This window comes from Streptomyces longwoodensis (assembly GCF_001514125.1).
GTDB lineage: Bacteria > Actinomycetota > Actinomycetes > Streptomycetales > Streptomycetaceae > Streptomyces > Streptomyces longwoodensis.
On the sequence record NZ_KQ948551.1, the window covers coordinates 598,741 to 621,840 of the forward strand.

26 protein-coding genes are annotated in these 23,100 nt (G+C 71.4%); 15 read left to right on the top strand and 11 right to left on the bottom strand.

The annotated features are described in order from the left end of the window. Nucleotides 1-2: 2 nt before the first annotated feature. The gene (tal, locus tag AQJ30_RS11690; protein ID WP_067232179.1) at nt 3-1,121 is read right to left on the bottom strand and encodes a transaldolase; all 1,119 of its coding nucleotides are present in this window, start codon (nt 1,119-1,121) and stop codon (nt 3-5) included. Between the two features lie 32 nt (nt 1,122-1,153). After that, nucleotides 1,154-3,241: a transketolase gene (gene tkt / locus AQJ30_RS11695; RefSeq protein WP_067232183.1), complete on the bottom strand. Its 2,088-nt coding sequence runs from the start codon at nt 3,239-3,241 to the stop codon at nt 1,154-1,156. Nucleotides 3,242-3,588: 347 nt separating this feature from the next. Here tkt and AQJ30_RS11700 point away from each other — a divergent pair, with 347 nt between their 5' ends. The 3 genes from AQJ30_RS11700 (at nt 3,589) to AQJ30_RS11710 (ending at nt 6,127) form a co-directional block, all read left to right on the top strand. Next, nucleotides 3,589-4,542, top strand: a complete 954-nt coding sequence (locus AQJ30_RS11700; protein ID WP_067232186.1) for a heme o synthase — start codon at nt 3,589-3,591, stop codon at nt 4,540-4,542. 90 nt (nt 4,543-4,632) lie between these two features. Then, complete coding sequence (locus tag AQJ30_RS11705) at nt 4,633-4,953, top strand: hypothetical protein (RefSeq protein ID WP_067232188.1); 321 nt, start codon at nt 4,633-4,635, stop codon at nt 4,951-4,953. Between the two features lie 70 nt (nt 4,954-5,023). Then, complete coding sequence (locus tag AQJ30_RS11710) at nt 5,024-6,127, top strand: amidohydrolase family protein (RefSeq protein WP_067232190.1); 1,104 nt, start codon at nt 5,024-5,026, stop codon at nt 6,125-6,127. Nucleotides 6,128-6,178: 51 nt separating this feature from the next. On the opposite strand, the gene AQJ30_RS11715 is transcribed toward AQJ30_RS11710, so the two are convergent. From AQJ30_RS11715 to AQJ30_RS11725, 3 genes are read right to left on the bottom strand one after another with little or no spacing between them, the layout of a single operon-like run. Next, entirely contained in the window at nt 6,179-7,189 is a 1,011-nt protein-coding gene (locus tag AQJ30_RS11715) for a COX15/CtaA family protein (protein ID WP_067232196.1), read from the bottom strand. Nucleotides 7,190-7,236: 47 nt separating this feature from the next. After that, complete coding sequence (locus tag AQJ30_RS11720; RefSeq protein WP_245726901.1) at nt 7,237-7,953, bottom strand: ABC transporter permease; 717 nt, start codon at nt 7,951-7,953, stop codon at nt 7,237-7,239. 50 nt (nt 7,954-8,003) lie between these two features. Next, nucleotides 8,004-8,927 carry an ABC transporter ATP-binding protein gene (locus AQJ30_RS11725; RefSeq protein ID WP_067232201.1) on the bottom strand — a complete coding sequence of 308 codons (924 nt, stop codon included), beginning with the start codon at nt 8,925-8,927 and terminating at the stop codon, nt 8,004-8,006. Nucleotides 8,928-9,194: 267 nt separating this feature from the next. Here AQJ30_RS11725 and AQJ30_RS11730 point away from each other — a divergent pair, with 267 nt between their 5' ends. The 8 genes from AQJ30_RS11730 to AQJ30_RS11765 are packed head-to-tail and all read left to right on the top strand — an operon-like array spanning nt 9,195 to nt 15,778. Beyond that, nucleotides 9,195-9,947, top strand: coding sequence for a helix-turn-helix transcriptional regulator (locus AQJ30_RS11730; RefSeq protein WP_067232204.1), 753 nt, complete (start codon nt 9,195-9,197; stop codon nt 9,945-9,947). After that, entirely contained in the window at nt 9,944-11,365 is a 1,422-nt protein-coding gene (gene sufB, locus AQJ30_RS11735) for a Fe-S cluster assembly protein SufB (RefSeq protein ID WP_067232207.1), read from the top strand. Before AQJ30_RS11730 ends, sufB begins: the two co-directional genes overlap by 4 nt. 56 nt (nt 11,366-11,421) lie before the next feature. Next, nucleotides 11,422-12,606, top strand: coding sequence for a Fe-S cluster assembly protein SufD (gene sufD, locus AQJ30_RS11740; protein ID WP_067232208.1), 1,185 nt, complete (start codon nt 11,422-11,424; stop codon nt 12,604-12,606). Next, a complete protein-coding gene (locus tag AQJ30_RS11745; protein WP_067232211.1) occupies nt 12,603-12,938 on the top strand; it encodes a non-heme iron oxygenase ferredoxin subunit in 336 nt (111 codons plus the stop codon). The genes sufD and AQJ30_RS11745 overlap by 4 nt, the downstream gene beginning before the upstream one ends. A gap of 7 nt (nt 12,939-12,945) precedes the next feature. After that, nucleotides 12,946-13,710 (top strand): Fe-S cluster assembly ATPase SufC, encoded by a 765-nt coding sequence (sufC, locus tag AQJ30_RS11750; RefSeq protein WP_067232214.1) that lies wholly within the window; start codon nt 12,946-12,948, stop codon nt 13,708-13,710. Then, a complete protein-coding gene (locus AQJ30_RS11755; RefSeq protein ID WP_067232216.1) occupies nt 13,707-14,963 on the top strand; it encodes a cysteine desulfurase in 1,257 nt (418 codons plus the stop codon). Before sufC ends, AQJ30_RS11755 begins: the two co-directional genes overlap by 4 nt. 18 nt (nt 14,964-14,981) lie before the next feature. Beyond that, the gene (sufU, locus tag AQJ30_RS11760; protein WP_067232231.1) at nt 14,982-15,449 is read left to right on the top strand and encodes a Fe-S cluster assembly sulfur transfer protein SufU; all 468 of its coding nucleotides are present in this window, start codon (nt 14,982-14,984) and stop codon (nt 15,447-15,449) included. After that, nucleotides 15,446-15,778, top strand: coding sequence for a metal-sulfur cluster assembly factor (locus tag AQJ30_RS11765; protein WP_067232234.1), 333 nt, complete (start codon nt 15,446-15,448; stop codon nt 15,776-15,778). Before sufU ends, AQJ30_RS11765 begins: the two co-directional genes overlap by 4 nt. Nucleotides 15,779-15,887: 109 nt before the next feature. Here AQJ30_RS11765 and AQJ30_RS11770 read toward each other — a convergent pair whose 3' ends face one another. Then, complete coding sequence (locus AQJ30_RS11770) at nt 15,888-16,736, bottom strand: AbfB domain-containing protein (protein ID WP_067232236.1); 849 nt, start codon at nt 16,734-16,736, stop codon at nt 15,888-15,890. 250 nt (nt 16,737-16,986) lie between these two features. On the opposite strand from AQJ30_RS11770, the gene dapD reads away from it, so the two are divergent. Further along, entirely contained in the window at nt 16,987-17,976 is a 990-nt protein-coding gene (gene dapD, locus AQJ30_RS11775) for a 2,3,4,5-tetrahydropyridine-2,6-dicarboxylate N-succinyltransferase (protein WP_067232237.1), read from the top strand. Between the two features lie 169 nt (nt 17,977-18,145). Here dapD and AQJ30_RS11780 read toward each other — a convergent pair whose 3' ends face one another. From AQJ30_RS11780 to dapA, 5 genes are all read right to left on the bottom strand, one after another. Next, nucleotides 18,146-18,739 carry a DUF4291 domain-containing protein gene (locus AQJ30_RS11780; RefSeq protein ID WP_067232700.1) on the bottom strand — a complete coding sequence of 198 codons (594 nt, stop codon included), beginning with the start codon at nt 18,737-18,739 and terminating at the stop codon, nt 18,146-18,148. 120 nt (nt 18,740-18,859) lie between these two features. After that, nucleotides 18,860-19,615, bottom strand: a complete 756-nt coding sequence (locus AQJ30_RS11785) for a nucleotidyltransferase domain-containing protein (RefSeq protein ID WP_067232239.1) — start codon at nt 19,613-19,615, stop codon at nt 18,860-18,862. Beyond that, on the bottom strand, nt 19,612-19,989 hold the full coding sequence (locus tag AQJ30_RS11790) for an antibiotic biosynthesis monooxygenase family protein (RefSeq protein ID WP_067232241.1): 378 nt from the start codon (nt 19,987-19,989) through the stop codon (nt 19,612-19,614). The genes AQJ30_RS11785 and AQJ30_RS11790 overlap by 4 nt, the downstream gene beginning before the upstream one ends. An 81-nt stretch (nt 19,990-20,070) precedes the next feature. Further along, nucleotides 20,071-20,547 carry a hypothetical protein gene (locus tag AQJ30_RS11795; protein WP_067232243.1) on the bottom strand — a complete coding sequence of 159 codons (477 nt, stop codon included), beginning with the start codon at nt 20,545-20,547 and terminating at the stop codon, nt 20,071-20,073. Between the two features lie 80 nt (nt 20,548-20,627). Next, on the bottom strand, nt 20,628-21,548 hold the full coding sequence (gene dapA, locus AQJ30_RS11800; protein ID WP_067232246.1) for a 4-hydroxy-tetrahydrodipicolinate synthase: 921 nt from the start codon (nt 21,546-21,548) through the stop codon (nt 20,628-20,630). 180 nt (nt 21,549-21,728) lie between these two features. Between dapA and AQJ30_RS38715 the strand changes: the two genes are divergently transcribed. The 3 genes from AQJ30_RS38715 (at nt 21,729) to AQJ30_RS11810 (ending at nt 23,062) form a co-directional block, all read left to right on the top strand. Continuing rightward, nucleotides 21,729-21,887, top strand: coding sequence for a hypothetical protein (locus AQJ30_RS38715; protein ID WP_169808468.1), 159 nt, complete (start codon nt 21,729-21,731; stop codon nt 21,885-21,887). Further along, a complete protein-coding gene (locus tag AQJ30_RS11805) occupies nt 21,884-22,567 on the top strand; it encodes a hypothetical protein (RefSeq protein WP_067232249.1) in 684 nt (227 codons plus the stop codon). The genes AQJ30_RS38715 and AQJ30_RS11805 overlap by 4 nt, the downstream gene beginning before the upstream one ends. Nucleotides 22,568-22,639: 72 nt before the next feature. Beyond that, nucleotides 22,640-23,062, top strand: coding sequence for a hypothetical protein (locus AQJ30_RS11810; RefSeq protein WP_067232252.1), 423 nt, complete (start codon nt 22,640-22,642; stop codon nt 23,060-23,062). Nucleotides 23,063-23,100: the final 38 nt, after the last annotated feature.

Here is a 23,100-nt window from a genome sequence, read left to right on the forward strand (position 1 = left end):
CGTCAGCCCTCCGAGGGGGCGAGGCGCTCCAGCTCCGCCTCGGTCGACTTCAGCAGGTCGGTCCACGACGCCTCGAACTTCTGGACGCCCTCCTCCTCCAGCAGCTGCACCACCTCGTCGTACGAGATGCCGAGCTTCTCCAGGGCGTCGAGGTCGGCACGCGCCTGCTCGTACGTCCCGGCGATGGTGTTGCCGGTGATCGAGCCGTGCTCCTCGGTGGCCTGCAGCGTGGCCTCCGGCATGGTGTTGACCGTGTTCGGCGCGACCAGGTCGTCGACGTACAGGGTCGGCTTGTAGGCCGGGTCCTTCACGCCGGTGGAGGCCCACAGCGGACGCTGCTTGTTGGCGCCCGCCTTCTCCAGGGCCTGCCAGCGGTCGGAGGAGAAGACCTCCTCGTACGCCTGGTAGGCCAGGCGCGCGTTGGCCAGGGCGGCCTTGCCGCGCAGCGCCTTCGCCTCGTCGGTGCCCAGCGCGTCGAGGCGCTTGTCGACCTCGGTGTCCACACGGGAGACGAAGAAGGACGCCACCGAGTGGATCTGCGACAGGTCCAGGCCGCGCTCCTTGGCCTTCTCCAGGCCGGTGAGGTAGGCGTCCATCACCCTGCGGTAGCGCTCCAGCGAGAAGATCAGCGTCACGTTCACGCTGATGCCCAGGCCGATGGTCTCGGCGATCGCCGGCAGACCCGCCTCGGTGGCCGGGATCTTGATGAGCGCGTTGGGCCGGTCCACCAGCCAGGCCAGCTGCTTGGCCTCGGCGACGGTGGCCTTGGTGTGGAAGGCCAGGCGCGGGTCGACCTCGATGGAGACCCGGCCGTCCTGCCCGTCGGTGGCGTCGAAGACCGGGCGCAGGATGTCGGCGGCGTCGCGGACGTCCGCCGTGGTGATCATGCGGATGGCCTCTTCGACGGTGACCTTGCGGGCGGCGAGGTCGGACAGCTGCTGGTCGTAGCCGTCGCCCTCGGAGATCGCCTTCTGGAAGATCGTCGGGTTGGTGGTGACGCCCACGACGTGCTGCTGGTCGATCAGCTCGGCGAGGTTGCCGGACGTGATCCGCTTGCGCGACAGGTCGTCCAGCCAGATCGCGACGCCTTCTTCGGAGAGGCGCTTCAGTGCGTCTGTCATGGAATTACATCTCCTACGGTCGTGTGTGAGCGTCAGCGCTGGGCGGCCGCGAGGGATTCCCGGGCCTTGGCGGCCACGTTCTCGGCGGTGAAGCCGTACTCGCGGAAGAGCACCTTGCCGTCGGCCGAAGCACCGAAGTGCTCCAGGGAAACGATGCGGCCGGCGTCCCCGACGTACCGGTGCCAGGTGAGGCCGATCCCGGCCTCGACGGCGACACGGGCCTTCACGGACGGCGGGAGCACGGATTCCCGGTACCCCTGGTCCTGCTCCTCGAACCACTCCACGCACGGCATCGACACCACCCGGGTGGGCACGCCGTCGGCCTGGAGCTGCTCACGCGCCTCGACGGCCACGTGCACCTCGGAACCGGTCGCGATGAGCACCACCTGCGGCTCGCCGCCCTCGGCCTCGGCCAGCACGTAACCGCCGCGCGCCGCGTCCTCGTTCGGCTCGTACGTCGGCACGCCCTGCCGGGTGAGGACCAGGCCTGTCGGGGCGCCCTTGCCGTACACCTTGGTCCACCGCTTGAGGACCTCGCGCCAGGCGATCGCGGTCTCGTTGGCGTCCGCCGGGCGGACGACGTTCAGACCGGGGATCGCGCGCAGCGCGGCCAGGTGCTCGACCGGCTGGTGGGTCGGGCCGTCCTCGCCGAGGCCGATGGAGTCGTGCGTCCAGACGTACGTCACCGGCAGGTGCATCAGGGCCGACAGGCGCACGGCGTTGCGCATGTAGTCGGAGAACACCAGGAAGGTGCCGCCGTAGGCGCGGGTGTTGCCGTGCAGCGTGATGCCGTTGAGCTCCGCGGCCATGGCGTGCTCGCGGATGCCGAAGTGCACCGTGCGGCCGTAGGGGCTCGCCTCGGGCAGCGGGTTGCCCTCGGGCAGGAACGACGACGTCTTGTCGATCGTGGTGTTGTTGGAGCCGGCCAGGTCGGCCGAGCCGCCCCACAGCTCCGGGATGACCGCGCCGAGCGCCTGGAGCACCTTGCCGGACGCGGCCCGCGTGGCCACACCCTTGCCGGGCTCGAAGACCGGAAGCTTCTCCTCCCAGCCGGTGGGCAGCTCGCCCTTGGCGATCCGGTCGTACTCGGCGGCGCGCTCGGGGTTGTCGTCCCGCCACTGCTGGTACGACTTCTCCCAGACGGCGCGGGCCGCCCGGCCCCTGTCCAGGGCCTTGCGGGTGTGCGCGAGGACCTCGTCGGCGACCTCGAAGGTCTTCTCCGGGTCGAAGCCGAGGACGCGCTTGGTGGCGGCGACCTCCTCGTCGCCGAGCGCCGAGCCGTGGGCGGCCTCGGTGTTCTGCGCGTTCGGGGCGGGCCAGGCGATGATCGAGCGCATCGCGATGAAGGACGGCCGGTCGGTGACCTGCTTGGCCGCCTCGATCGCCTCGTACAGCGCCTGCGGGTCGAGGTCGCCGTCCGGCTTCGGGGCGACGCGCTGCACGTGCCAGCCGTACGCCTCGTACCGCTTGACCGTGTCCTCGGAGACGGCCGTCTCGGTGTCGCCCTCGATCGAGATGTGGTTGTCGTCCCACAGCAGGACGAGGTTGCCCAGCTTCTGGTGGCCGGCCAGCGAGGACGCCTCGGCGGAGATGCCCTCCTGGAGGCAGCCGTCACCGGCGATGCAGAAGACGAAGTGGTCGAAGGGCGACTCGCCCTGCGCCGCCTCGGGGTCGAACAGGCCGCGCTCGTAGCGGGCGGCCATGGCCATGCCGACGGCGTTGGCGACACCCTGGCCCAGCGGGCCGGTCGTCGTCTCCACGCCCACCGTGTGGCCGTACTCCGGGTGGCCCGGGGTCTTCGAGCCCCAGGTGCGGAACGACTCCAGGTCCTCCAGCTCCAGGCCGAAGCCGCCCAGGAAGAGCTGCGTGTAGAGGGTCAGGGACGAGTGGCCCGCCGACAGCACGAAGCGGTCGCGGCCGACCCAGTCCGTGTCCGACGGGTCGTGCCGCATCACCTTCTGGAAGAGGGTGTAGGCGGCGGGCGCCAGGCTCATCGCCGTACCCGGATGGCCGTTGCCGACCTTCTGTACGGCGTCGGCGGCCAGGACGCGGGCGGTGTCCACGGCCCGCTGGTCCAACTCGGTCCACTCGAGGTCTGTGGTGGTCGGCTTGGTGCTCACCCTGAGTCAGGGCTCCTCTCCACATGTCGAATAACCGGCGACTGGTCGCCCACCGGCCGTAGCTGAGCCTACCCCCGGAGGACGTGCATTCTTTCGGGTCGTTCCAGAGTGCCGGGAGTCGTCCCGACGCGCCCGCTGACCTGGTCGGGACCGTCGTCGACAAGTGAATACGCAGCCGCTCATCCGACGTCTCAATCGTGTCGTCGTCCGCACGTCGGAGCGCGTGCGCCAACACGAACCGACCCCCGCGAATGTCCGGGTCTGGGCAACGTCTACAGTGGCGTGGTACGCGCGAGCCCTCTACCGCCGGTTCACCCGGGAGGCTCGCTGGGATGTCTCTGTCAGGGGTGTGCGTGACGGCCGTTGAATCCCGTCCTGCGGGGCTACTCGGTGCGAGCAAGAGCCCGAGCCGTCGGCCGTTGGGGGCCCGGGTCAAGGGGTTCGTGGCGCTGACCAAGCCGCGGATCATCGAGCTGCTGCTCATCACCACCGTGCCGGTGATGTTCCTGGCCCAGCAGGGTGTCCCCGACCTCGGCCTGGTCCTGCTCACCTGTCTGGGCGGCTACCTCTCGGCGGGCGGCGCCAACGCGCTGAACATGTACATCGACCGGGACATCGACGCGCTGATGGACCGCACCTCGCAGCGGCCCCTGGTCACCGGGATGGTCAGCCCGCGCGAGTGCCTCGCCTTCGGCATCTCCCTGGCGGTCGTCTCCACCCTGCTGTTCGGCCTCACCGTCAACTGGCTGAGCGCCTGGCTGTCCCTCGGCGCGCTCCTCTTCTACGTCGTCGTCTACACGATGATCCTCAAGCGCCGCACCGCGCAGAACATCGTCTGGGGCGGCATCGCCGGCTGCATGCCGGTGCTGATCGGCTGGTCGGCGGTGAAGGACTCGCTGTCCTGGGCGCCGCTCATCCTCTTCCTGGTCATCTTCTTCTGGACCCCGCCGCACTACTGGCCGCTGTCCATGAAGGTCAAGGACGACTACGCGCGCGTGGGCGTGCCGATGCTCCCGGTCGTCGCCTCCAACAAGGTGGTCGCCCGCCAGATCGTGCTCTACAGCTGGGTCATGGTCGGCGTCTCGCTGCTGCTCACCCCGCTGGGCTACACCGGCTGGTTCTACACGGCGGTCGCCCTGGTGTCGGGCGGCTGGTGGCTGTGGGAGGCGCACGCGCTGCAGAACCGCGCGAAGGCCGAGGTGACGGGCGCGAAGCTCAAGGAGATGCGCCTGTTCCACTGGTCGATCACGTACGTGTCGCTGCTGTTCGTGGCGATCGCGGTCGACCCCTTCCTGCGCTAGGCGTTCCCCGGACGCTCCGGGTCACCCTGAGGCAAGGGTCACTGCGCCCGCCCGTCGCCGAACGATCTACCCCTCGGTAACATCCTGCTCATGGCAGACACGCAGCAGGTTGACCCGAAGGCCGAGCGCAAGGTCGCCCGGCTCGCCCAGCGCATCAGCACCTTCGCCCGGGCCCACGGCGGCGCCGAGGGCCAGATCGCCTACGTCGGCGAGCGCGGCGCCCGCATCGTGCTCGTCGGCGAGGACGGTGACTGGGGCGACCTGGTGGCCCCGACCTTCGAGATCGCCGAGCAGGCCGTGGCCAAGGCCGGCATCACCCGCCACGAGTCCTTCGACGGCGAGTTCGCGGCCAAGGTGACCACGGGCCCGTACGAGTGGAAGCGCATGGCGGGCATGCAGATCCGCGGCTGACCCCCGGCGGGCGGTACCCCGGTCCCGGTTCACCCGTTAGGACGGGTGACACGCCTACACGGGAGCCCGGATGATCGACCCCTCGTCCCTCGTGGACCAGTACTGCCACGGCATCCTGAGAACCGAACTGGGCCTCGGCACCTTCGAGGCCCAGCTGGCCCGCACCGAGGGCCCGCCCGCGCCCGGCACCACCCTCTTCGACACCCAGACGGGTTTCGCCGTACGGCGCTGGTGCCCGCCCCTGCTCGGCCTGGAACCCCACTGCCCGCCCGCCCTGTACCTGGCCCGGCGCCGGGAGCTGGGGTTCCTCGAGGCGGGGCGCAGGCTGCTGCGCGGCAGCGGCATCACGACCTACCTGGTCGACACCGGGCTGCCCGGCGACCTGACCGCGCCCGACGAGATGGCCGGCGCCGGGGGCGGCGAGGCGCGCGAGATCGTCCGGCTCGAACTGCTCGCCGAGCAGGTCGCCGACACCTCCGGCACCGTGGAGTCCTTCCTCGCCAACCTCGCCGAGTCGGTGCACGCCGCCGCCGCGCACGCCGTGGCCTTCACCTCGGTCGCGGGCGTGCGGCACGGCCTCGCCCTCGCGCCCGAACCGCCCGGCCCCGGCGAGGTCAGGGGTGCCGCCGGACGCTGGCTCGGGGACCGCCGGGTCGGCGGCGCGCTGACCGACCCCGTGCTGCTGCGCCACCTGCTGTGGATCGCGGTCGCCTCGGGGCTGCCGGTGCAGCTGCACGCCGGGCTGGGCGAGCCGGGCGCGCGCACCGACCGCACCGACCCGGTCCTGCTCACCGACTTCGTGCGGGCCACGGCCGGCCTCGGCGCCCACCTGGTCCTGCTGCACGGCTACCCCTACCACCGGCACGCCGCCCACCTGGCCGGCGTCTTCCCGCACGTGTACGCCGACGCGGGCGCCGCGCTGGTGCGCACCGGCGCCCGGGCCGCGACCGTCCTCGCGGAGATCCTGGAGCTGGCCCCCTTCGGCAAGATCCTGTTCTCCAGCGGGGCCGGCGGGCTGCCCGAGCTGCACGTGGTCGGGGCCCAGCTGTTCCGTGAGGCGCTGGCCCGGGTGCTGGGCGACTGGGTGGCCGAGGGGGCGTGGTCCCCCGACGACGCGCAGCGCGTCGCCGGGATGATCGCGGCGGGCAACGCCCGCCGGGTGTACGGGCTCTGAGCGCAGGCTCCGGCGAGACCTCCCCCTGCGCCCGGTGGGCCGCGGGACGCGTCAGGCGCGCGTCGGGACGGCCGCCGCCTCGGAGGGGCCCGGCAGGTCCGCCGTGGTCGCGGGGCGCTCCCGCAGGGACAGCAGCACCCGCAGCACCCAGATCCACATCACCGAGGAGCCGAGCATGTGGGCGGCCACCAGGGCCTCGGGCAGCTTGGTGAAGTACTGGACGTAGCCGATCACGCCCTGGCACAGCAGCACGACGAACAGCTCACGGGTGCGCGCGAGCGGTTCCCGGGGCGCGTCCACGGCCTTGAGCACGAACCACAGCGCGAAGGTCAGCGTGACGACGATCCAGGCCAGCACCGCGTGCAGCTTGCTGACCGTCTCCCAGTCCAGCGGCATCCGCTCGACCTCGCTGGAGTCGCCCGCGTGCGGCCCGGAGCCGGTGACCACGGTGCCCACCGCGATCAGCAGCACCGACGCGGCCACCAGGAACCACACCAGCTGCCGCACCGCCGTGCCGACCAGCGGGCGCGGTGCCGTGTCACCCTCCCGGGTGCGCTGCCACATCACCGTGGCGACCGCGATGAGCGCCGAGGACAGCAGGAAGTGCGCCGCGACCGTGTAGGGGTTCAGGCCGACCAGGACGACGATGCCGCCCAGGACCGCGTTGCCCATCACGATCCAGAACTGCGCCCAGCCCAGCCGGGTCAGGCTGCGCCGGAACGGCTTCTGGGAGCGCGCGGCGACGATCGCCCAGCCGACGGCCGCGCACAGCACGTACGTCAGCATGCGGTTGCCGAACTCGATCACGCCGTGCACGCCCATGGCGCTGGTGGTGGCGAGCGAGTCGTCGGTGCACTTGGGCCAGGTCGGGCAGCCGAGGCCGGAGCCGGTGAGCCGCACCGCGCCGCCGGTGACCACGATGATCACCGACATGACGAGGGCGGCGAGGGCCGCCCGCCGGACCGTGCGGGGCTGCGGGGTCCAGCGTGCGGCGACGAAGGCGAGCGGGTTGCGCACGGCGGCTGCGGCGTCGGCGCGGGTCAGGTTGGGCACGCCCCCCATCGTAGGCCGCCGCTTGTGCACCCTTTCACGAGGGTCCGGCACGACTCCTACTCCCAGCGGAAGAACGCCGCGGCGGCGGCGAGGCCCGCCACCGCCCACACGGCCAGGATCCCCAGGTCGCCCCAGGGCGTCCCGGCGCCGTGCTGGAGCACGTCCCGCAGGCCGTCGGAGAGGGCCGAGATCGGCAGCAGCCCGAGGACGTCCTGGGCGCCCTGCGGGAACTTGTCCAGCGGCACGATCACACCGCCGCCGACCAGCAGCAGCAGGAAGACGAGGTTGGCGGCGGCCAGCGTGGCCTCCGCCTTCAGGGTGCCCGCCATGAGCAGGCCGAGGCCGGAGAAGGCGGCCGTGCCGAGGACGAGCAGGAGCAGGACGCTCAACGGGTCGCCGTGCGGGGACCAGCCGAGCGCGAACGCGACGACCGTCAGCAGGATCACCTGGAGCACCTCGGTGACCAGCACCGACGCCGTCTTCGCGGTCATCAGGCCCCAGCGGGGCAGCGGGGAGGAGGCGAGGCGCTTGAGGACGCCGTAGCGGCGCTCGAAGCCGGTGGCGATGGCCTGGCCGGTGAACGCGGTCGACATCACCGCGAGCGCCAGGACGCCCGGGGTGAGGAAGTCGACGGCCTCGCCGGGGCCGGTGTCCACGGCGTCGACCGTGCTGAACAGCACCAGCAGCAGCGTGGGGATGACCACGGTGAGCAGCAGCTGCTCGCCGTTGCGCAGGAGCATTCTGGTCTCGAGCGCCGTCTGCGCCGCGATCATGCGGGGGAGGGGCGCCGCGCCCGGCCGGGGGGTGTAGGTGCCGGTGGCGGTCACGAGCGCAGCTCCTTGCCGGTCAGTTCGAGGAAGACGTCTTCGAGGGTGTGCCGCTCCACCGAGATGCGGTCGGGCATCACGCCGTGCTGGGCGCACCAGGAGGTGACCGTCGCCAGCAGCTGGGGGTCGACCTTGCCGGTCACCCGGTAGGAGCCGGGGGTCAGCTCGGCGGCCGTGGAGTCGGCGGGCAGCGCCTTGAGCAGGGAGCCGACGTCGAGCCCGGGGCGGCCGGTGAAGCGCAGGGTGTTCTCGGCGCCGCCGCGGCACAGCTCCTCGGGGGAGCCCTGGGCGATGACCCGGCCGGCGTCGATGATCGCCACGTCGTCGGCGAGCTGCTCGGCCTCGTCCATGTGGTGCGTGGTGAGGATGACCGACACGCCGTCGGCACGCAGGTCGCGCACCAGGTCCCAGGTGGCGTGGCGGGCCTGCGGGTCCAGTCCGGCGGTCGGCTCGTCCAGGAAGACCAGCTCGGGCCGCCCGACCACGGCCATGGCGAGCGCGAGGCGCTGCTGCTGGCCGCCGGAGAGCCGGCGGTAGGTGGTGCGCCCGCACGAGCCGAGCCCCAGCCGTTCGACCAGGGCGTCCACGTCGAGCGGGTGGGCGTGCAGCTTCGCCGTGTGGCGCAGCATCTCGTCGGCGCGGGCGCCGGAGTAGACCCCGCCGGACTGGAGCATCACGCCGATCCGCGGGTGGAGCCGGGACGCCTCCCGCACCGGGTCGAGGCCGAGCACGCGGACGGTGCCGGAGTCCGCCGTGCGGTACCCCTCGCAGGTCTCGATCGTCGTCGTCTTGCCGGCGCCGTTGGGGCCGAGGACGGCGGTGACGCCCGCCCGGGCCGTCAGGTCGAGGCCGTCCACCGCGGTCTTGGTGCCGTACCGCTTCACCAGGGCCTGGATCCGGACGACGGGCTCACTTCGCATGGCCCCGAGTCTAGGTTCGCGCACGGGGGTCCGGACGGCCGGGTGCGGGAACCGGCCACTGGCACGTGCCAGGGGCCCCGGCGGCGCGCCCTGACCCCTGCCGAGGGGTGGTCCTCGCAGGCCAACGGCCTGCGCGGGGCGGGCCGCGCTGATCGATCAGAGATCGTTTCCGCAGGTCACCTTAGGTATGCCTAAGTGACGCAGGGCACCGTCCGGTGATCCGGAGGCCGCTTGCCGGGGCCGGATGAATTACGCAACAATGGCGTTGTGAAAAACGTCGGCGAGGCTCGGGAGACCCCCACGGGGGCCCCTCAGGAGGAGCTCGCGACCGGGGAGCGGTCCACCCGCAACCGGGTCGCGCGGTCCATCCTGGACCACGGGCCGTCGACGGTCGCCGAGCTGGCCGGCCGGCTGCGCCTGACCCAGGCCGCCGTGCGCCGCCACCTCGACGCCCTGGTCGCCGACGACGTCGTGGAGGCACGCGAGCAGCGCGTGTACGGCACGCGCACGCGCGGGCGCCCGGCCAAGGTCTTCGCGCTCACCGACTGCGGCCGCGACGCCTTCGACCAGTCGTACGACAAGCTCGCCACGGACGCGCTGCGCTGGATCGCCCAGCAGGAGGGCGGCCAGGACGCGGTCGCCGCCTTCGCCCGGTCCCGGATCGCCGCCCAGGCGGGCGCGTACCGCAGGGCGGTCGAGGGCGTGGCCCCCGAGAAGCGCGCCGAGGCCCTGGCCAAGGCGCTGTCCGCCGACGGGTACGCTGCTACCGCGCGGAGCGCGCCCGTGGGTGAGCAGCTGTGCCAGCACCACTGCCCGGTGGCCCACGTCGCGGAACAGTTCCCCCAGCTGTGCGAGGCGGAGACCGAATTCTTCGCCGAACTGCTCGGGACCCACGTCCAGCGGCTGGCGACCATCGCGCACGGCGACGGCGTCTGCACGACGTTCATCCCCAAGATTTCCACTGACGCATCTGCAAGCACTGACGCATCTGCCAGCACGGCCGGGAGGAACCCCGCATGACTCTCCCCACGGAGACTGCCCACCCCGAACTCGAGGGCCTGGGCAAGTACGAATACGGCTGGGCCGACTCCGACGTGGCCGGTGCCTCCGCCAGGCGCGGTCTGGGTGAGGACGTCGTCCTCGACATCTCGTCGAAGAAGTCCGAGCCCGAGTGGATGACGAAGCTGCGCCTCAAGGGCCTGAAGCTCTTCGAGAAGAAGCCGATGCCGAACTGGGGCTCGGACCTGTCGGGGATCGACTTCGACAACATCAAGTACTTCGTGCGCTCCACGGAGAAGCAGGCGGAGTCCTGGGAGGACCTGCCCGAGGACATCAAGAACACCTACGACAAGCTGGGCATCCCGGAGGCCGAGAAGCAGCGCCTCGTCGCCGGTGTCGCCGCCCAGTACGAGTCGGAGGTCGTCTACCACCAGATCCGCGAGGACCTGGAGGAGCAGGGCGTCATCTTCCTCGACACCGACACCGCCCTGAAGGAGCACCCGGAGCTCTTCAAGGAGTACTTCGGCACCGTCATCCCGGCCGGTGACAACAAGTTCGCCGCGCTGAACACCGCCGTGTGGTCCGGCGGCTCCTTCATCTACGTCCCCAAGGGCGTGCACGTCGAGATCCCGCTCCAGGCCTACTTCCGCATCAACACGGAGAACATGGGCCAGTTCGAGCGGACCCTGATCATCGTCGACGAGGGTGCCTACGTGCACTACGTCGAGGGCTGCACCGCCCCGATCTACAAGTCGGACTCGCTGCACTCCGCGGTCGTCGAGATCATCGTCAAGAAGAACGCCCGCTGCCGCTACACGACCATCCAGAACTGGTCGAACAACGTCTACAACCTGGTCACCAAGCGCGCCGTCGCCTACGAGGGCGCCACCATGGAGTGGGTCGACGGCAACATCGGCTCCAAGGTGACGATGAAGTACCCGGCCGTCTACCTGATGGGCGAGCACGCCAAGGGCGAGACCCTGTCCATCGCCTTCGCGGGCGAGGGCCAGCACCAGGACGCCGGCGCCAAGATGGTCCACATGGCGCCGAACACCTCGTCCAACATCGTCTCCAAGTCGGTGGCGCGCGGCGGCGGCCGCACGTCGTACCGCGGTCTGATCGAGATCGGCGAGGGCGCCCCGGGCTCCAAGTCCAACGTGCTGTGCGACGCCCTGCTCGTCGACACCATCTCCCGGTCGGACACCTACCCGTACGTCGACGTCCGCGAGGACGACGTGTCCATGGGCCACGAGGCGACCGTCTCCAAGGTCTCCGAGGACCAGCTCTTCTACCTGATGAGCCGCGGCCTGTCCGAGGACGAGGCGATGGCGATGATCGTGCGCGGCTTCGTCGAGCCGATCGCCAAGGAGCTGCCCATGGAGTACGCCCTGGAGCTCAACCGGCTGATCGAGCTGCAGATGGAGGGTTCGGTCGGCTAGTCCCCGCCCGCACCCCCGTCAAGCCCACCCGTAAGAAAGCGAGCATTACGACAGCCATGGCTGAGGCCCCTAACATCCCGGTCGGTTCCACGACCGCCGGCTCGATCGCGGTCGCCGCCGAGTCGACCGTCGTCTCGCGCATGAGCGCGCCCCCGTCCTTCGACGTGTCGGACTTCCCGGTCCCGCACGGCCGCGAGGAGGAGTGGCGGTTCACCCCGCTGGAGCGGCTGCGCGGGCTGCACGACGGCACCGCGACCGCCACCGGCGAGGGCGTGAAGGTCGACGTGCAGGCCCCCGAGGGCGTCACCGTCGAGACCGTCGGCCGCGACGACGCGCGCCTCGGCAAGGCGGGCACCCCGGTGGACCGCGTCGCCGCGCAGGCGTACTCCGCCTTCGAGAAGGCCTCGGTCGTGACCGTGCCGAAGGAGACCGTCCTCACCGAGCCGATCCGCATCGCGGTGCACGGTGAGGGCGGCACCGCCTTCGGCCAGCAGGTCATCGAGCTGGGCGCGTTCGCCGAGGCCGTGGTCGTCATCGACCACACCGGCGACGCCGTGCTCGCCGCCAACGTCGACTACCTCCTGGGCGACGGCGCCAAGCTGACCGTCGTCTCCGTGCAGGACTGGGACGACAAGGCCGTCCACGTCGCCCAGCACAACGCGCTGATCGGCCGGGACGCCTCCTTCAAGTCGGTGGTCGTCACCTTCGGCGGCGACGTGGTCCGGCTGCACCCGCGCGTGGAGTACGCCGGCCCCGGCGGCGAGGCCGAGCTGTTCGGCCTGTACTTCACCGACTCCGGGCAGCACCAGGAGCACCGCCTGCTGGTCACGCACAACACCCCGCACTGCAAGTCGAACGTCGTCTACAAGGGCGCGCTGCAGGGCGAGTCGGCGCACGCGGTGTGGATCGGCGACGTGCTGATCGAGGCCGCCGCCGAGGGCACCGACACCTACGAGATGAACCGCAACCTCGTCCTCACCGACGGCGCGCGCGTGGACTCCGTGCCCAACCTGGAGATCGAGACCGGCGAGATCGTCGGCGCCGGCCACGCCTCGGCCACCGGCCGCTTCGACGACGAGCAGCTCTTCTACCTGATGGCCCGCGGCATCCCCGAGCACGAGGCCCGCCGTCTGGTGGTCCGGGGCTTCTTCGCCGAGCTGGTCCAGCAGATCGGCGTCACCGACATCGAGGAGCGCCTGCTCGCCAAGATCGAGCAGGAGCTGGAGGCGTCGGTCGCATGACCAGCACCTTCGTACGCGCCTGTGACCTGAGCGAGCTGGAGGACGACACCCCGAAACGGGTGGAGCTCGACGGCACGCCGGTCTCGGTCGTGAAGACCGAGGGCGAGGTGTTCGCGATCCACGACATCTGCTCGCACGCGAACGTCTCCCTCTCCGAGGGCGAGGTGGAGGACTGCCAGATCGAGTGCTGGCTGCACGGTTCCTCCTTCGACCTGCGCACCGGCAAGCCGTCGGGCCTCCCCGCGACCCGCCCCGTCCCCGTATACCCCGTCAAGATCGAAGGGGGCAGCGTCCTCGTCGACGTGCACGCCTCCCTCACCCAGGAGTCCTGAGGCACCCATGGCAACGCTTGAAATCCGAGACCTGCACGTCACCGTCGAGGCCGACAACGCCACGAAGGAGATCCTCAAGGGCGTCGACCTGACCGTGAAGCAGGGCGAGACGCACGCCATCATGGGCCCCAACGGCTCCGGCAAGTCGACCCTCGCCTACTCGCTCGCGGGTCACCCGAAGTACACGATCACCGGCGGCACCGTCACCCTCGACGGCGAGGACGTCCTGGAGATGTCCGTCGACGAGCGTGCCCGCGCCGGCCTGTTCCTCGCCATGCAGTACCCGGTCGAGGTCCCCGGCGTCTCGGTCTCCAACTTCCTGCGCACCTCCGCCACCGCCATCCGCGGCGAGGCCCCCAAGCTGCGCACCTGGGTGAAGGAGGTCAAGGAGGCCATGGAGCGCCTCAACATGGACCCCTCCTTCGCCGAGCGCAACGTCAACGAGGGCTTCTCCGGCGGTGAGAAGAAGCGCCACGAGATCCTCCAGCTCGAACTGCTCAAGCCGAAGGTCGCGATCCTCGACGAGACCGACTCCGGCCTCGACGTCGACGCCCTGCGCATCGTCTCCGAGGGCGTCAACCGCGTCCGCGAGTCCGGCGAGGTCGGCACCCTGCTGATCACGCACTACACGCGCATCCTGCGCTACATCAAGCCCGACCACGTCCACGTGTTCGCGGGCGGCAAGATCGTCGAGTCGGGTGGCCCCGAGCTCGCCGACAAGCTGGAGTCCGAGGGCTACGAGGCATACACGAAGGGTGGCGCATCCGCGTGACACAGCTGCCGGGCCTCCTCGACACCGAGGCGATCCGCAAGGACTTCCCCATCCTGGACCGCCAGGTCCACGACGGACGGAAGCTCGTGTACCTGGACAACGCGGCGACCTCGCAGAAGCCGCGCCAGGTGCTCGACGCCCTCAGTGAGTACTACGAGCGGTACAACGCCAACGTCCACCGCGGTGTGCATGTGCTCGCCGAGGAGGCCACGGCGCTGTACGAGGGTGCGCGCGACAAGGTCGCGGAGTTCATCAACGCGCCCTCGCGCGACGAGGTCATCTTCACCAAGAACGCCTCCGAGTCGCTCAACCTCGTCGCGAACATGCTGGGCTGGGCCGACGAGCCGTACCGCGTGGACCGCGAGACCGAGATCGTCATCACCGAGATGGAGCACCACTCCAACATCGTGCCGTGGCAGCTGCTGGCGCAGCGCACGGGCGCGAAGCTGAAGTGGTTCGGCCTGACCGACGACGGCCGGCTCGACCTGTCGAACATCGACGAGGTCATCACCGAGAAGACGAAGATCGTCTCCTTCGTGCTGGTGTCGAACATCCTCGGCACGGTCAACCCGGTCGAGGCCATCGTGCGCCGCGCGCAGGAGGTCGGCGCGCTGGTCTGCATCGACGCCTCGCAGGCCGCGCCGCACATGCCGCTGGACGTGCAGGCGCTCCAGGCCGACTTCGTGGCCTTCACCGGCCACAAGATGTGCGGTCCGACCGGCATCGGCGTGCTGTGGGGCCGCCAGGAACTCCTGGAGGACCTGCCCCCGTTCCTGGGCGGCGGCGAGATGATCGAGACCGTCTCGATGCACTCCTCGACGTACGCCCCGGCGCCGCACAAGTTCGAGGCGGGCACGCCGCCGATCGCGCAGGCCGTGGGCCTGGGCGCGGCGATCGACTACCTCAACTCGCTCGGCATGGACAAGATCCTCGCCCACGAGCAGGCGATCACCGAGTACGCGGTGCGCCGCCTGACCGAGGTCCCCGACCTCAGGATCATCGGCCCGGCCACGGCCGAGGAGCGGGGCGCGGCGATCTCCTTCACGCTCGGCGACATCCACCCGCACGACGTGGGCCAGGTGCTGGACGAGCAGGGCATCGCCGTCCGCGTCGGTCACCACTGCGCGCGCCCGGTCTGTCTGCGCTACGGAATTCCTGCGACCACGCGGGCGTCGTTCTACCTGTACTCCACGCCGGCCGAGATCGACGCACTGGTCGAGGGGCTGGAGCACGTACGGAACTTCTTCGGCTGAAGGGCGTGAGCTGAGACCGTGAAGCTGGACTCGATGTACCAGGAAGTCATCCTGGACCACTACAAGAACCCGCACGGGCGGGGCTTGCGGGACGGCGACGCCGAGGTGCACCACGTCAACCCCACGTGCGGTGACGAGATCACCCTGCGCGTGAAGTACGACGGCACCACGATCACGGACGTGTCGTACGAGGGCCAGGGCTGCTCCATCAGCCAGGCCTCGGCGTCCGTGCTCAACGAGCTGCTGGTCGGCAAGGAGCTGTCCGACGCGCAGAAGATCCAGGAGACCTTCCTGGAGCTGATGCAGTCCAAGGGCAGGATCGAGCCGGACGACGCGATGGAGGAGGTCCTGGAGGACGCGGTCGCGTTCGCCGGGGTCTCCAAGTACCCGGCCCGGGTGAAGTGCGCCCTCCTCAGCTGGATGGCGTGGAAGGACGCGACGGCCCAGGCCCTGGGCGGAGCCGACGCCGAAAGGAAGACGGCATGACCGACACCGCTGAGATGAAGCCGGCCACGGAGGAGGAACTCCGTGAGGCGCTGTACGACGTCGTCGACCCCGAACTCGGCATCGACGTCGTCAACCTGGGCCTGATCTACGGCATCCACATCGACGACGCGAACATCGCGACGATCGACATGACCCTGACCTCGGCGGCCTGCCCGCTGACCGACGTCATCGAGGACCAGGCCAAGTCCGCCACGGACGGCCTCGTCAACGAGCTGCGCATCAACTGGGTGTGGATGCCGCCGTGGGGCCCGGACAAGATCACCGACGACGGCCGCGAGCAGCTGCGCGCGCTGGGCTTCAACGTCTGAGCAGCGCGGTCCGTACGATCGCGCGGTGGCCCTCGGCACGACAGTGTGCCGGGGGCCATCGGCGTGTCCGGGGGCTGGGGCTGCCGAAAGGGCCCGCGCTGAGGACCGCTCAGCCGGCCAGGGGCGAGGTGAAGCGGAACGCCGAGTCGGCGCGGTAGAGGTCGGAGTCCTGGTACGGGTCCAGCCGGAGCCGGAAGTCCTGGTGGCGCAGGAAGCGGCCGGGATAGTTCACGGACTCCAGCGAGACCGCGCCGGAGGCGGCGGGGGCGGGGCGGGCGCAGAAGGTGGCGTCCCGGCCGAACAGGGAGGACCCGTCGTCGGGCTCGGCGCGCAGGACGAAGTCGCGGTGGCGGAGGTAGCGGCCGTCGGCGGTGCGCAGCGAGAGGCAGGCGCGGTCGGCCAGACCGGGTACGACGGTGAAGGTGGAGTCCGCGCGGGCGTCACCTGCCGCGGCCGGGTCGAGCCGGACGAGGCCGTGGCTGACGTGCCAGTAGCGGTCGGAGTAGTTGACGGAGCGGAGGGACCGGCGGGGGGAGGCGGGCGCGGGGGCGGTCGGCGTGGGACGCGTGGGGGAGGACGCCGAGGGGGTGGCCGTGGTGCTGTGCCGGACGGCGGGGGAGGCCGTGGGTGAAGGTGACGTCGAGCTGGACGGTCCGCCCCCCGGCCCCGCACCGGCCGTCGTGGCCGTCGTGGCCGTCGTGGGCGGTGTGGCGAACGAGATGAGGCCGGGTCCCCTGCGGGCGTCCGGGCCGGTCGGCGCGGTGGCGGTGGTGCGCTGCGACGCCTCGTCGCCGGGCCGGTCGCCGAGCGCGATCGCGGTGACGCAGGCGACGACCGTGGCCACGGCGAGGGCCCCGGCCAGCCAGAGCCGGCGGGTGCCGGGAGCGCGGGTGGTGTCCGGGGCCCAGCCGTCCTCCCACGGCCGGTGGGAGGAGGGCCGGGACTCGTTCTGTGGCATGCGCGGTTCCTCCAGCGGCGCCGTGCGGGCGGCCGCGGCTGCGACGACCTGGGTGGGTGGGCTGCACAGTAGTGGAGGGCGGGCCGGTCGAGCAGGGGTTTCGGCGAGCGGTTTCCATAACGCTTCGGGTGCCGGGGTGACGGCAGTTCGGCGAGTGGCTACAGCCCGGCGACGGGGTGGCGCGGCCCGCCACCTGAGACACCGGGCCGTGGGTTCGCGTCGGCGGGCCGCCGCCGGTTAGGTTTCCCCCATGACCGACACGACTGCACCCAGCACCACCGGGGCGGTGGCCGCCGGCCTCGCCACCCTCGCCGCCGACGGCACCGTCCTCGACACCTGGTTCCCCGCCCCCGAACTCGTCGCCGAGCCCGGCCCGTCCGGTACCGAGCGGCTGTCGGCCGAGCGGGCCGTGGAGCTGCTCGGCGAGGGCGCGGCGAAGGCGATCGGCCCGGACGCCCGGCGTGGCGTCGAGGTGATCGCGGTGCGCACGGTCATCTCGGCGCTGGACGCGAAGCCGATCGACGCGCACGACGTCTACCTGCGGCTGCACCTGCTCTCCCACCGCCTGGTCAAGCCGCACGGCCAGAGCCTGGACGGCATCTTCGGCTTCCTGGCCAACGTGGCGTGGACGTCGCTCGGCCCGGTCGCCGTGGACGACGTGGAGAAGGTGCGCCTGAACGCCCGCGCGGAGGGCCTGCACCTCCAGGTCACCTCGATCGACAAGTTCCCGCGCATGACGGACTACGTGGCGCCGAAGGGCGTCCGCATCGCCGACGCCGACCGGGTGCGGCTGGGCGCGCACCTCGCCGAGGGCACGACGGTGATGCACGAGGGCTTCGTCAACTTCAACGCGGGCACGCTGGGCACGTCGATGGTCGAGGGCCGCATCTCGGCCGGCGTGATCGTGGGCGACGGGTCGGACATCGGCGGCGGCGCCTCGACGATGGGCACGCTGTCCGGCGGCGGCAACGTCATCATCTCCATCGGCGAGCGCTGCCTGGTGGGCGCCGAGGCGGGCGTGGGCATCGCGCTCGGCGACGAGTGCGTGGTGGAGGCCGGCCTGTACGTCACGGCGGGCACCCGGGTGACCATGCCCGACGGCCAGATCGTCAAGGCCCGCGAACTCTCGGGCGCCTCGAACATCCTCTTCCGCCGCAACTCGGTGACGGGAACGGTGGAGGCCCGCCCGAACAACGCGGTGTGGGGCGGCCTGAACGACATCCTGCACGCCCACAACTGATCCCCGGCGGCCGTGACCTGCGGCCACCGGCGCGCTGAGCGCACGAGCGCCCTTCCGACGGCCCGGGGCCGGCCCGGGAGGGCGCTCGGCCGTCTCATGCCTCTGAGGGGCTGCTCGCTACGGTCACCCGGTGCGCTTCGCCGATGAGGCTGCTAGGAGGCCGGTGGTCTCACGGGCAGAGATGAGCCAGGGCTCCGTCGCCCACGGGATAAGGACGTTCACGGGGTATGAGGCGCCGTGCGGCCTCCAGATCTCCCTCTCGTACGTGCGCGTGCACCGTGTGGGCCAGCGCGGTGACGTCGGTGAGGGAGACGATCCACTCATCGGTGTAGAGGCGGGCGGCTTCGCCGGTGAGGCCGAGCTGGAGTGAACGGTGGGTGAGCGGCCGAAGGTGCAGGTCGCGTTCGGGGTCCCACTGCACCCGGGCCGGTGACTGCTTCAACTGGCGCTTCCACGCTGCGCGGTCGGCGTGGAGCCCGTGCTCGTAGTGGGACAGACAGGCGCGTTCCAGCGCCCACTCGAAGCCGTCCCGGGAGATCTCGATGGCGAGTACGGTCTCCTGTCCCTCCTTGGTGCCCCACCCGCAGCGGTACATCATCCACAGGAACGACGGTTTGATCCACGTCATCCGGTCCCGCTGCCACACCGGGGGAAAACGGCCGTCCCGGGCCGCCGGCAGGCCTATCTCCGGGGAGTACGCCTGGTAGACGGTGATCGTGGAGCCCGTGTGCAGGGACCGGATCCGGTATTTGGGTTCTGCCACGAGGACCAGGGTGGGCACACTGGTCCGTGCGCGCCATCGAATTACGGGTGCGAGCCCGCGCCCGGGCAGCCCAAGGCCCGACAGGACAGTGACGTAGCCGGGGTGTACGGCGGTGCCCGCTCAGGGCTTCTTCGTGGCCAGGGTGTGCTTGATGCCGCGGCGTACGAAGGCTCGGGCGCGTAGGGCCCGGTGGATGCGTTGCAGACGGCTGAGGGGTTTGGGGCGTGCGTAGCGGCGGGCGTGGATGTCGCGGACCACGTCTGCGGGCGCGCCGAGGTTCCGTAGCTCCGCGAGGGCTTCACCCTTCGTGATCAGGCGTCCGTCGCGCAGCGTCACGGTGGCGCGGGCCAGGACGAGGAGTCCCAGGTCCACCCAGATGTCCCGCAGCCAGAGGTGGGGCTTGCCCGTGGCCGGGAGCCAGAACTCCGCCAGGTCGCGCCGGATGAAGTCCTCCAACTGTCCCGACAGGAGCGGCGGAAGCAGCTCCACCGGCGGTGGGCCGTAGAGGGTGAGGCCGCCCTCGAGCAGTTCGCGGCGCGTCACCGGAGTCACCGGGCGGTCGAGGATCATGCCGTGGGCCCAGGTGACGTGGTCGGCCCCGGCTTCGGCGAGCTCCGCCCGGACCACGTACGAGCAGTGCAACTTGGCCGCGGCCGGCTCCTCCTCCGAGAACCGCTGGTGCATGACCGCCAGCCGGTCCTTGTCCTCGCGGTCCAGCGGGACGTCGACGACCGCGATGAGGTCGAGGTCGCTGCGTCCGGGCTGGAAGTCACCCAGCGCGAGCGAACCGTGCGCCCACACGGCCACCGTCGGCACCGCCTGCCGTACCGCGGAGACGAACCGCTGGAGCACGAGGTCCGTTTCGGTCGCCGTCATGGCTGAGCGGGCCCCGTGCTGTCCGTCCGGCTGAACGCGTGGCTGCGCTCCACCTTCGCCACGTGCAGGGTGTAGCTCTCGTACCAGTCGGTGCGGCCGCGTCGTTGGGCGGCGCGGTGTTCCGCGTCGGTGCGCCATGCGGTCAGGGCGTCGGCGTCGCGGAAGTAGCCGACGGTGACGGACAGGCCGCCCGGCGTCTGCGCGTGGTCCATCCCCAGGTAGCCGGGGATCTTCCGCACCAGCTCCTCCATCCGGGCGTTGGTCTCGCGGTAGCCGCTCTGGTCCTCGGTCTTCACCGAGGTGAACACGGCGAGGTAGTAGGGAGGTTCGAAGGCCTGCACGGGCGCGACAGGCGCCTGGGGGTGATCGCTCATGACGTCACCGTAGGGTCCCGTCCCGACCCCGATCCAGCGTCTTTCCCGAACGGGATCCCGGAGGGATCCAGGTCTTTGCCTTCACTCACCCGCGGCGAACTCCCCGAGCACCGTGAAGTCCGGTGCGCGCAGCCCGCGTCGCGGGTCCACGTGGTGCAGCAGCGCCCGCGCCGGGTGGTGGCGGGTGACGTACTCCGTGTCGGCGGGGGACTGTTCGTCGTCGACCCAGGCGAAGGGGCGGCCCTCCGCGTACGCCACGATCGCCTCCGTCTTCCAGTGGACGCCGTCGGGGCGCCCGGCGAACAGGTGGTCGCCGAAGTCGACGTACGGCAGCTCCGGCAGGCCGATCACGGGGGCGATCCAGCGGTTGGCCTCGGCCATCCACGTCGTCGCCCAGCACAGGTCGTAGGGCAGGGCCAGGAGGGCGGCCCCGTGGGACGGGTTCAGCCAGACCCGCAGCGGCCGGCCCGGGCCGACCGCCGCCCTGATCGTCGTGTACCCCACCGGACGCCGCTCCGGCTGTGCGGCGTACGGGTTGAGGGGGCCGTCGACGTCCAGGAAGAGGAGGGGCCGCGTGCCCCTGTGTCCCGGGGCCGCTCCGTCGGTGTCATGGGGGCACCGTACGGGATGTCCTCAGGTCAGGCCGACGTCAAACGGTCGTATGCCGACCGTAGTTGGTCCGTCGTCTCCCGGGGGGCCCGGCGGAGCGGGGGGCGGGGTGGGCCTGCCGGGAGGTCCAGGGACGTGAGGAGGGACTTGGTGGTGACCGTGCCGGGGAGGGGGGAGTTCATCATCCGGTCGATGAGGTCCGTCAGCCCGAGCTGGGCGGCGGTCGCCTCGCGGGTGGCGCCCGCCGCGTACCTGTCCAGGATCGTGCGGACGTGCCCCGGGACGACGTTCGCGACCGTGCTGACGTACCCCGTCGCGCCGACCGCGCACAGCGCGAGGATCTGTTCGTCGCAGCCGGCGTAGTACGCCAGGTCGGTGCGGGACAGCACCTTCTGCGTGCCCAGGAGGTCGTACGAGCAGTCCTTCACCGCCACGATCCCCGGGTGCTCGGCCAGCCGCAGCATCGTGTCCGTCGCGATGGCCGTGCCCGTGCGGCCCGGGATGTCGTAGAGCATCACCGGTACGTCCGAGGCGTCCGCCACCTCGCGGAAGTGGAACTCCAGCGCGTCCTGCGGAGGGCGGCTGTAGTACGGGGTGACCACCAGGACGCCGTCCGCGCCCGCCTTGGCCGCCGCCCGGGCCAGGCCCACCGTGTGCCGGGTGTCCGCCGTGCCCACGCCCGCCACCAGCGTCACCCGGTCGCCCACCGCCGCCCGCACCGCGCGGACCAGCTCCTCCTTCTCCGCGTCGCTCGTCGTCGGTGACTCGCCCGTCGTCCCCGACAGCACCAGTCCGTCGCACCCCCGCGCCACCAGGTGGTCGCCCAGCCGCTGCGCCCCGTCGAGGTCCAGCGCCCCCGCCTCCGTGAACGGCGTGACCATGGCGCACAGGGCCCGGCCGAAGGGGGTCGGCGGGCCTTCCGAGTTCGTTGTCTGTCGGTCGGTCGTCATGGGCGTAGTTTCGGCGACAGGTGAGTGTAGGTCTACTTAAATATCCTGCCGAGTATCGCCAACTTCTCCTTATCGGTTCCGTCCCCGCGAAGGAGGCCCTATGTCCACAATGGGCTTCCATGGGTCACCATGGCCGGAGCGTCACCGACGGCAGATCCGCCCACTGTCACGGGAGGCACCATGAAGCTCGGCAAGGCCCTGGCCACCGGCGTCGCGGAGGAGCGGCCGCAGGCCGTCCGCACCGACACCGACACCGACGTCCACTGCGCGACCCACACCGACCTGCCCGCCGAGGCCGGGGACCGCTCCGCGGCCGACGAGGTACCGGCCGTCCGATGAGGTTCCGGCTCCCCGAGGAACGCCCTGCGGAGCCGCCGACCGGATACAAGATCGCCTACCCGGTGCTGTCCCACGACGGCACCCGGGCCGGCTTCACCGGTGTGTCGCTCGGCGGTGCGCTCCCGTACGGCGTCGTGGCCGACGCGGCCTGCGTCTATGGGCTGCGGCACCGCCCACCGCACCGCCGCTGCGACTGCGGCTTCCACTGCGTGCACGACCGCGCGGCCGCCGAGGCCCTGCTCTGCACCGCTGAGCACCGGGCGGCCGTCCTCCTCGAGGTCGCCGTCCTCGGCGCCTACATCCGCTTCGAGCGCGGCTTCCGCTCCGCCCGTCAGCGGGTCCGTACGGCGACCGTGGGGCCCTGCGCCTGCGGGGCGCCCGCCGTCGCGCTGGCCGACGCCGGCTGGGGCAGGCCCGGCCGGCGCGTGCTCGCCCCCTCCTGTGCCGCCTGCGTCCGCGCCCGTACGTCCGTCTCCCTCGCCTCCTTCGCCCGGCTGGCCGGCGACGGCCTGCGGGTCCTCGCCGCACCGGTCGTCCGGGCCGGCGCCGACGCCTTCGCCGGCTCCCTCGGCGTGCCCGAACTCACCGCCGAGGCTGCCCTGTTGCAGGCCCGGCTCGACTGGTTCCAGACCCAGCTCGCCCGGCTCGGAGAATCCGGTGCGGGGGGAGGAGAACAGTAGGGGAGTGGGGGAGCGCGAGGGGTTCGGGTACCCGGTCCGGGTCGGCTTCGAGGAGAGCGGGAAGGGTGCGCGATGAGCGGCAGAGGGAGCAGGGCCAAGGGGCTCGGTGAGGTGCGGCAGCAGGTCCAGGGAGCCGGTACCCGACTCGGCAGGACGCTCGGGGAGTTGGCCGACAAGGCCGCCCACGCCGACGTGGGTGACCGTGCCCGCGTCCGCGCGGCCGACCTCCTGGACCGGGCCGGCGCGCTGACCGTCCAGCTGGAGGCTGGCGTGGGCCGGGCCCAGTACGTCGCCCACGAGCGGCTGACCCGCATCGGTCGGACCGGTCCGGCGCAGGTCACCCGGGCCGGCGCCGCCTTGGAGCGCACGGCGCCCCGCCCCACCCGCGCGGCCGTGCGGTTCGGCGTCCGCCACCCGGGCCCCGCCCTGTTCCTCACCTCCGCCGGCCTGGGCGCCGCGGTGGCGATCGGCGTCGCCCGCCGTCGGAGCCGCTGATCCCTCGCCTCCTTGACCGGCGGGAGCGGTGGATCCCT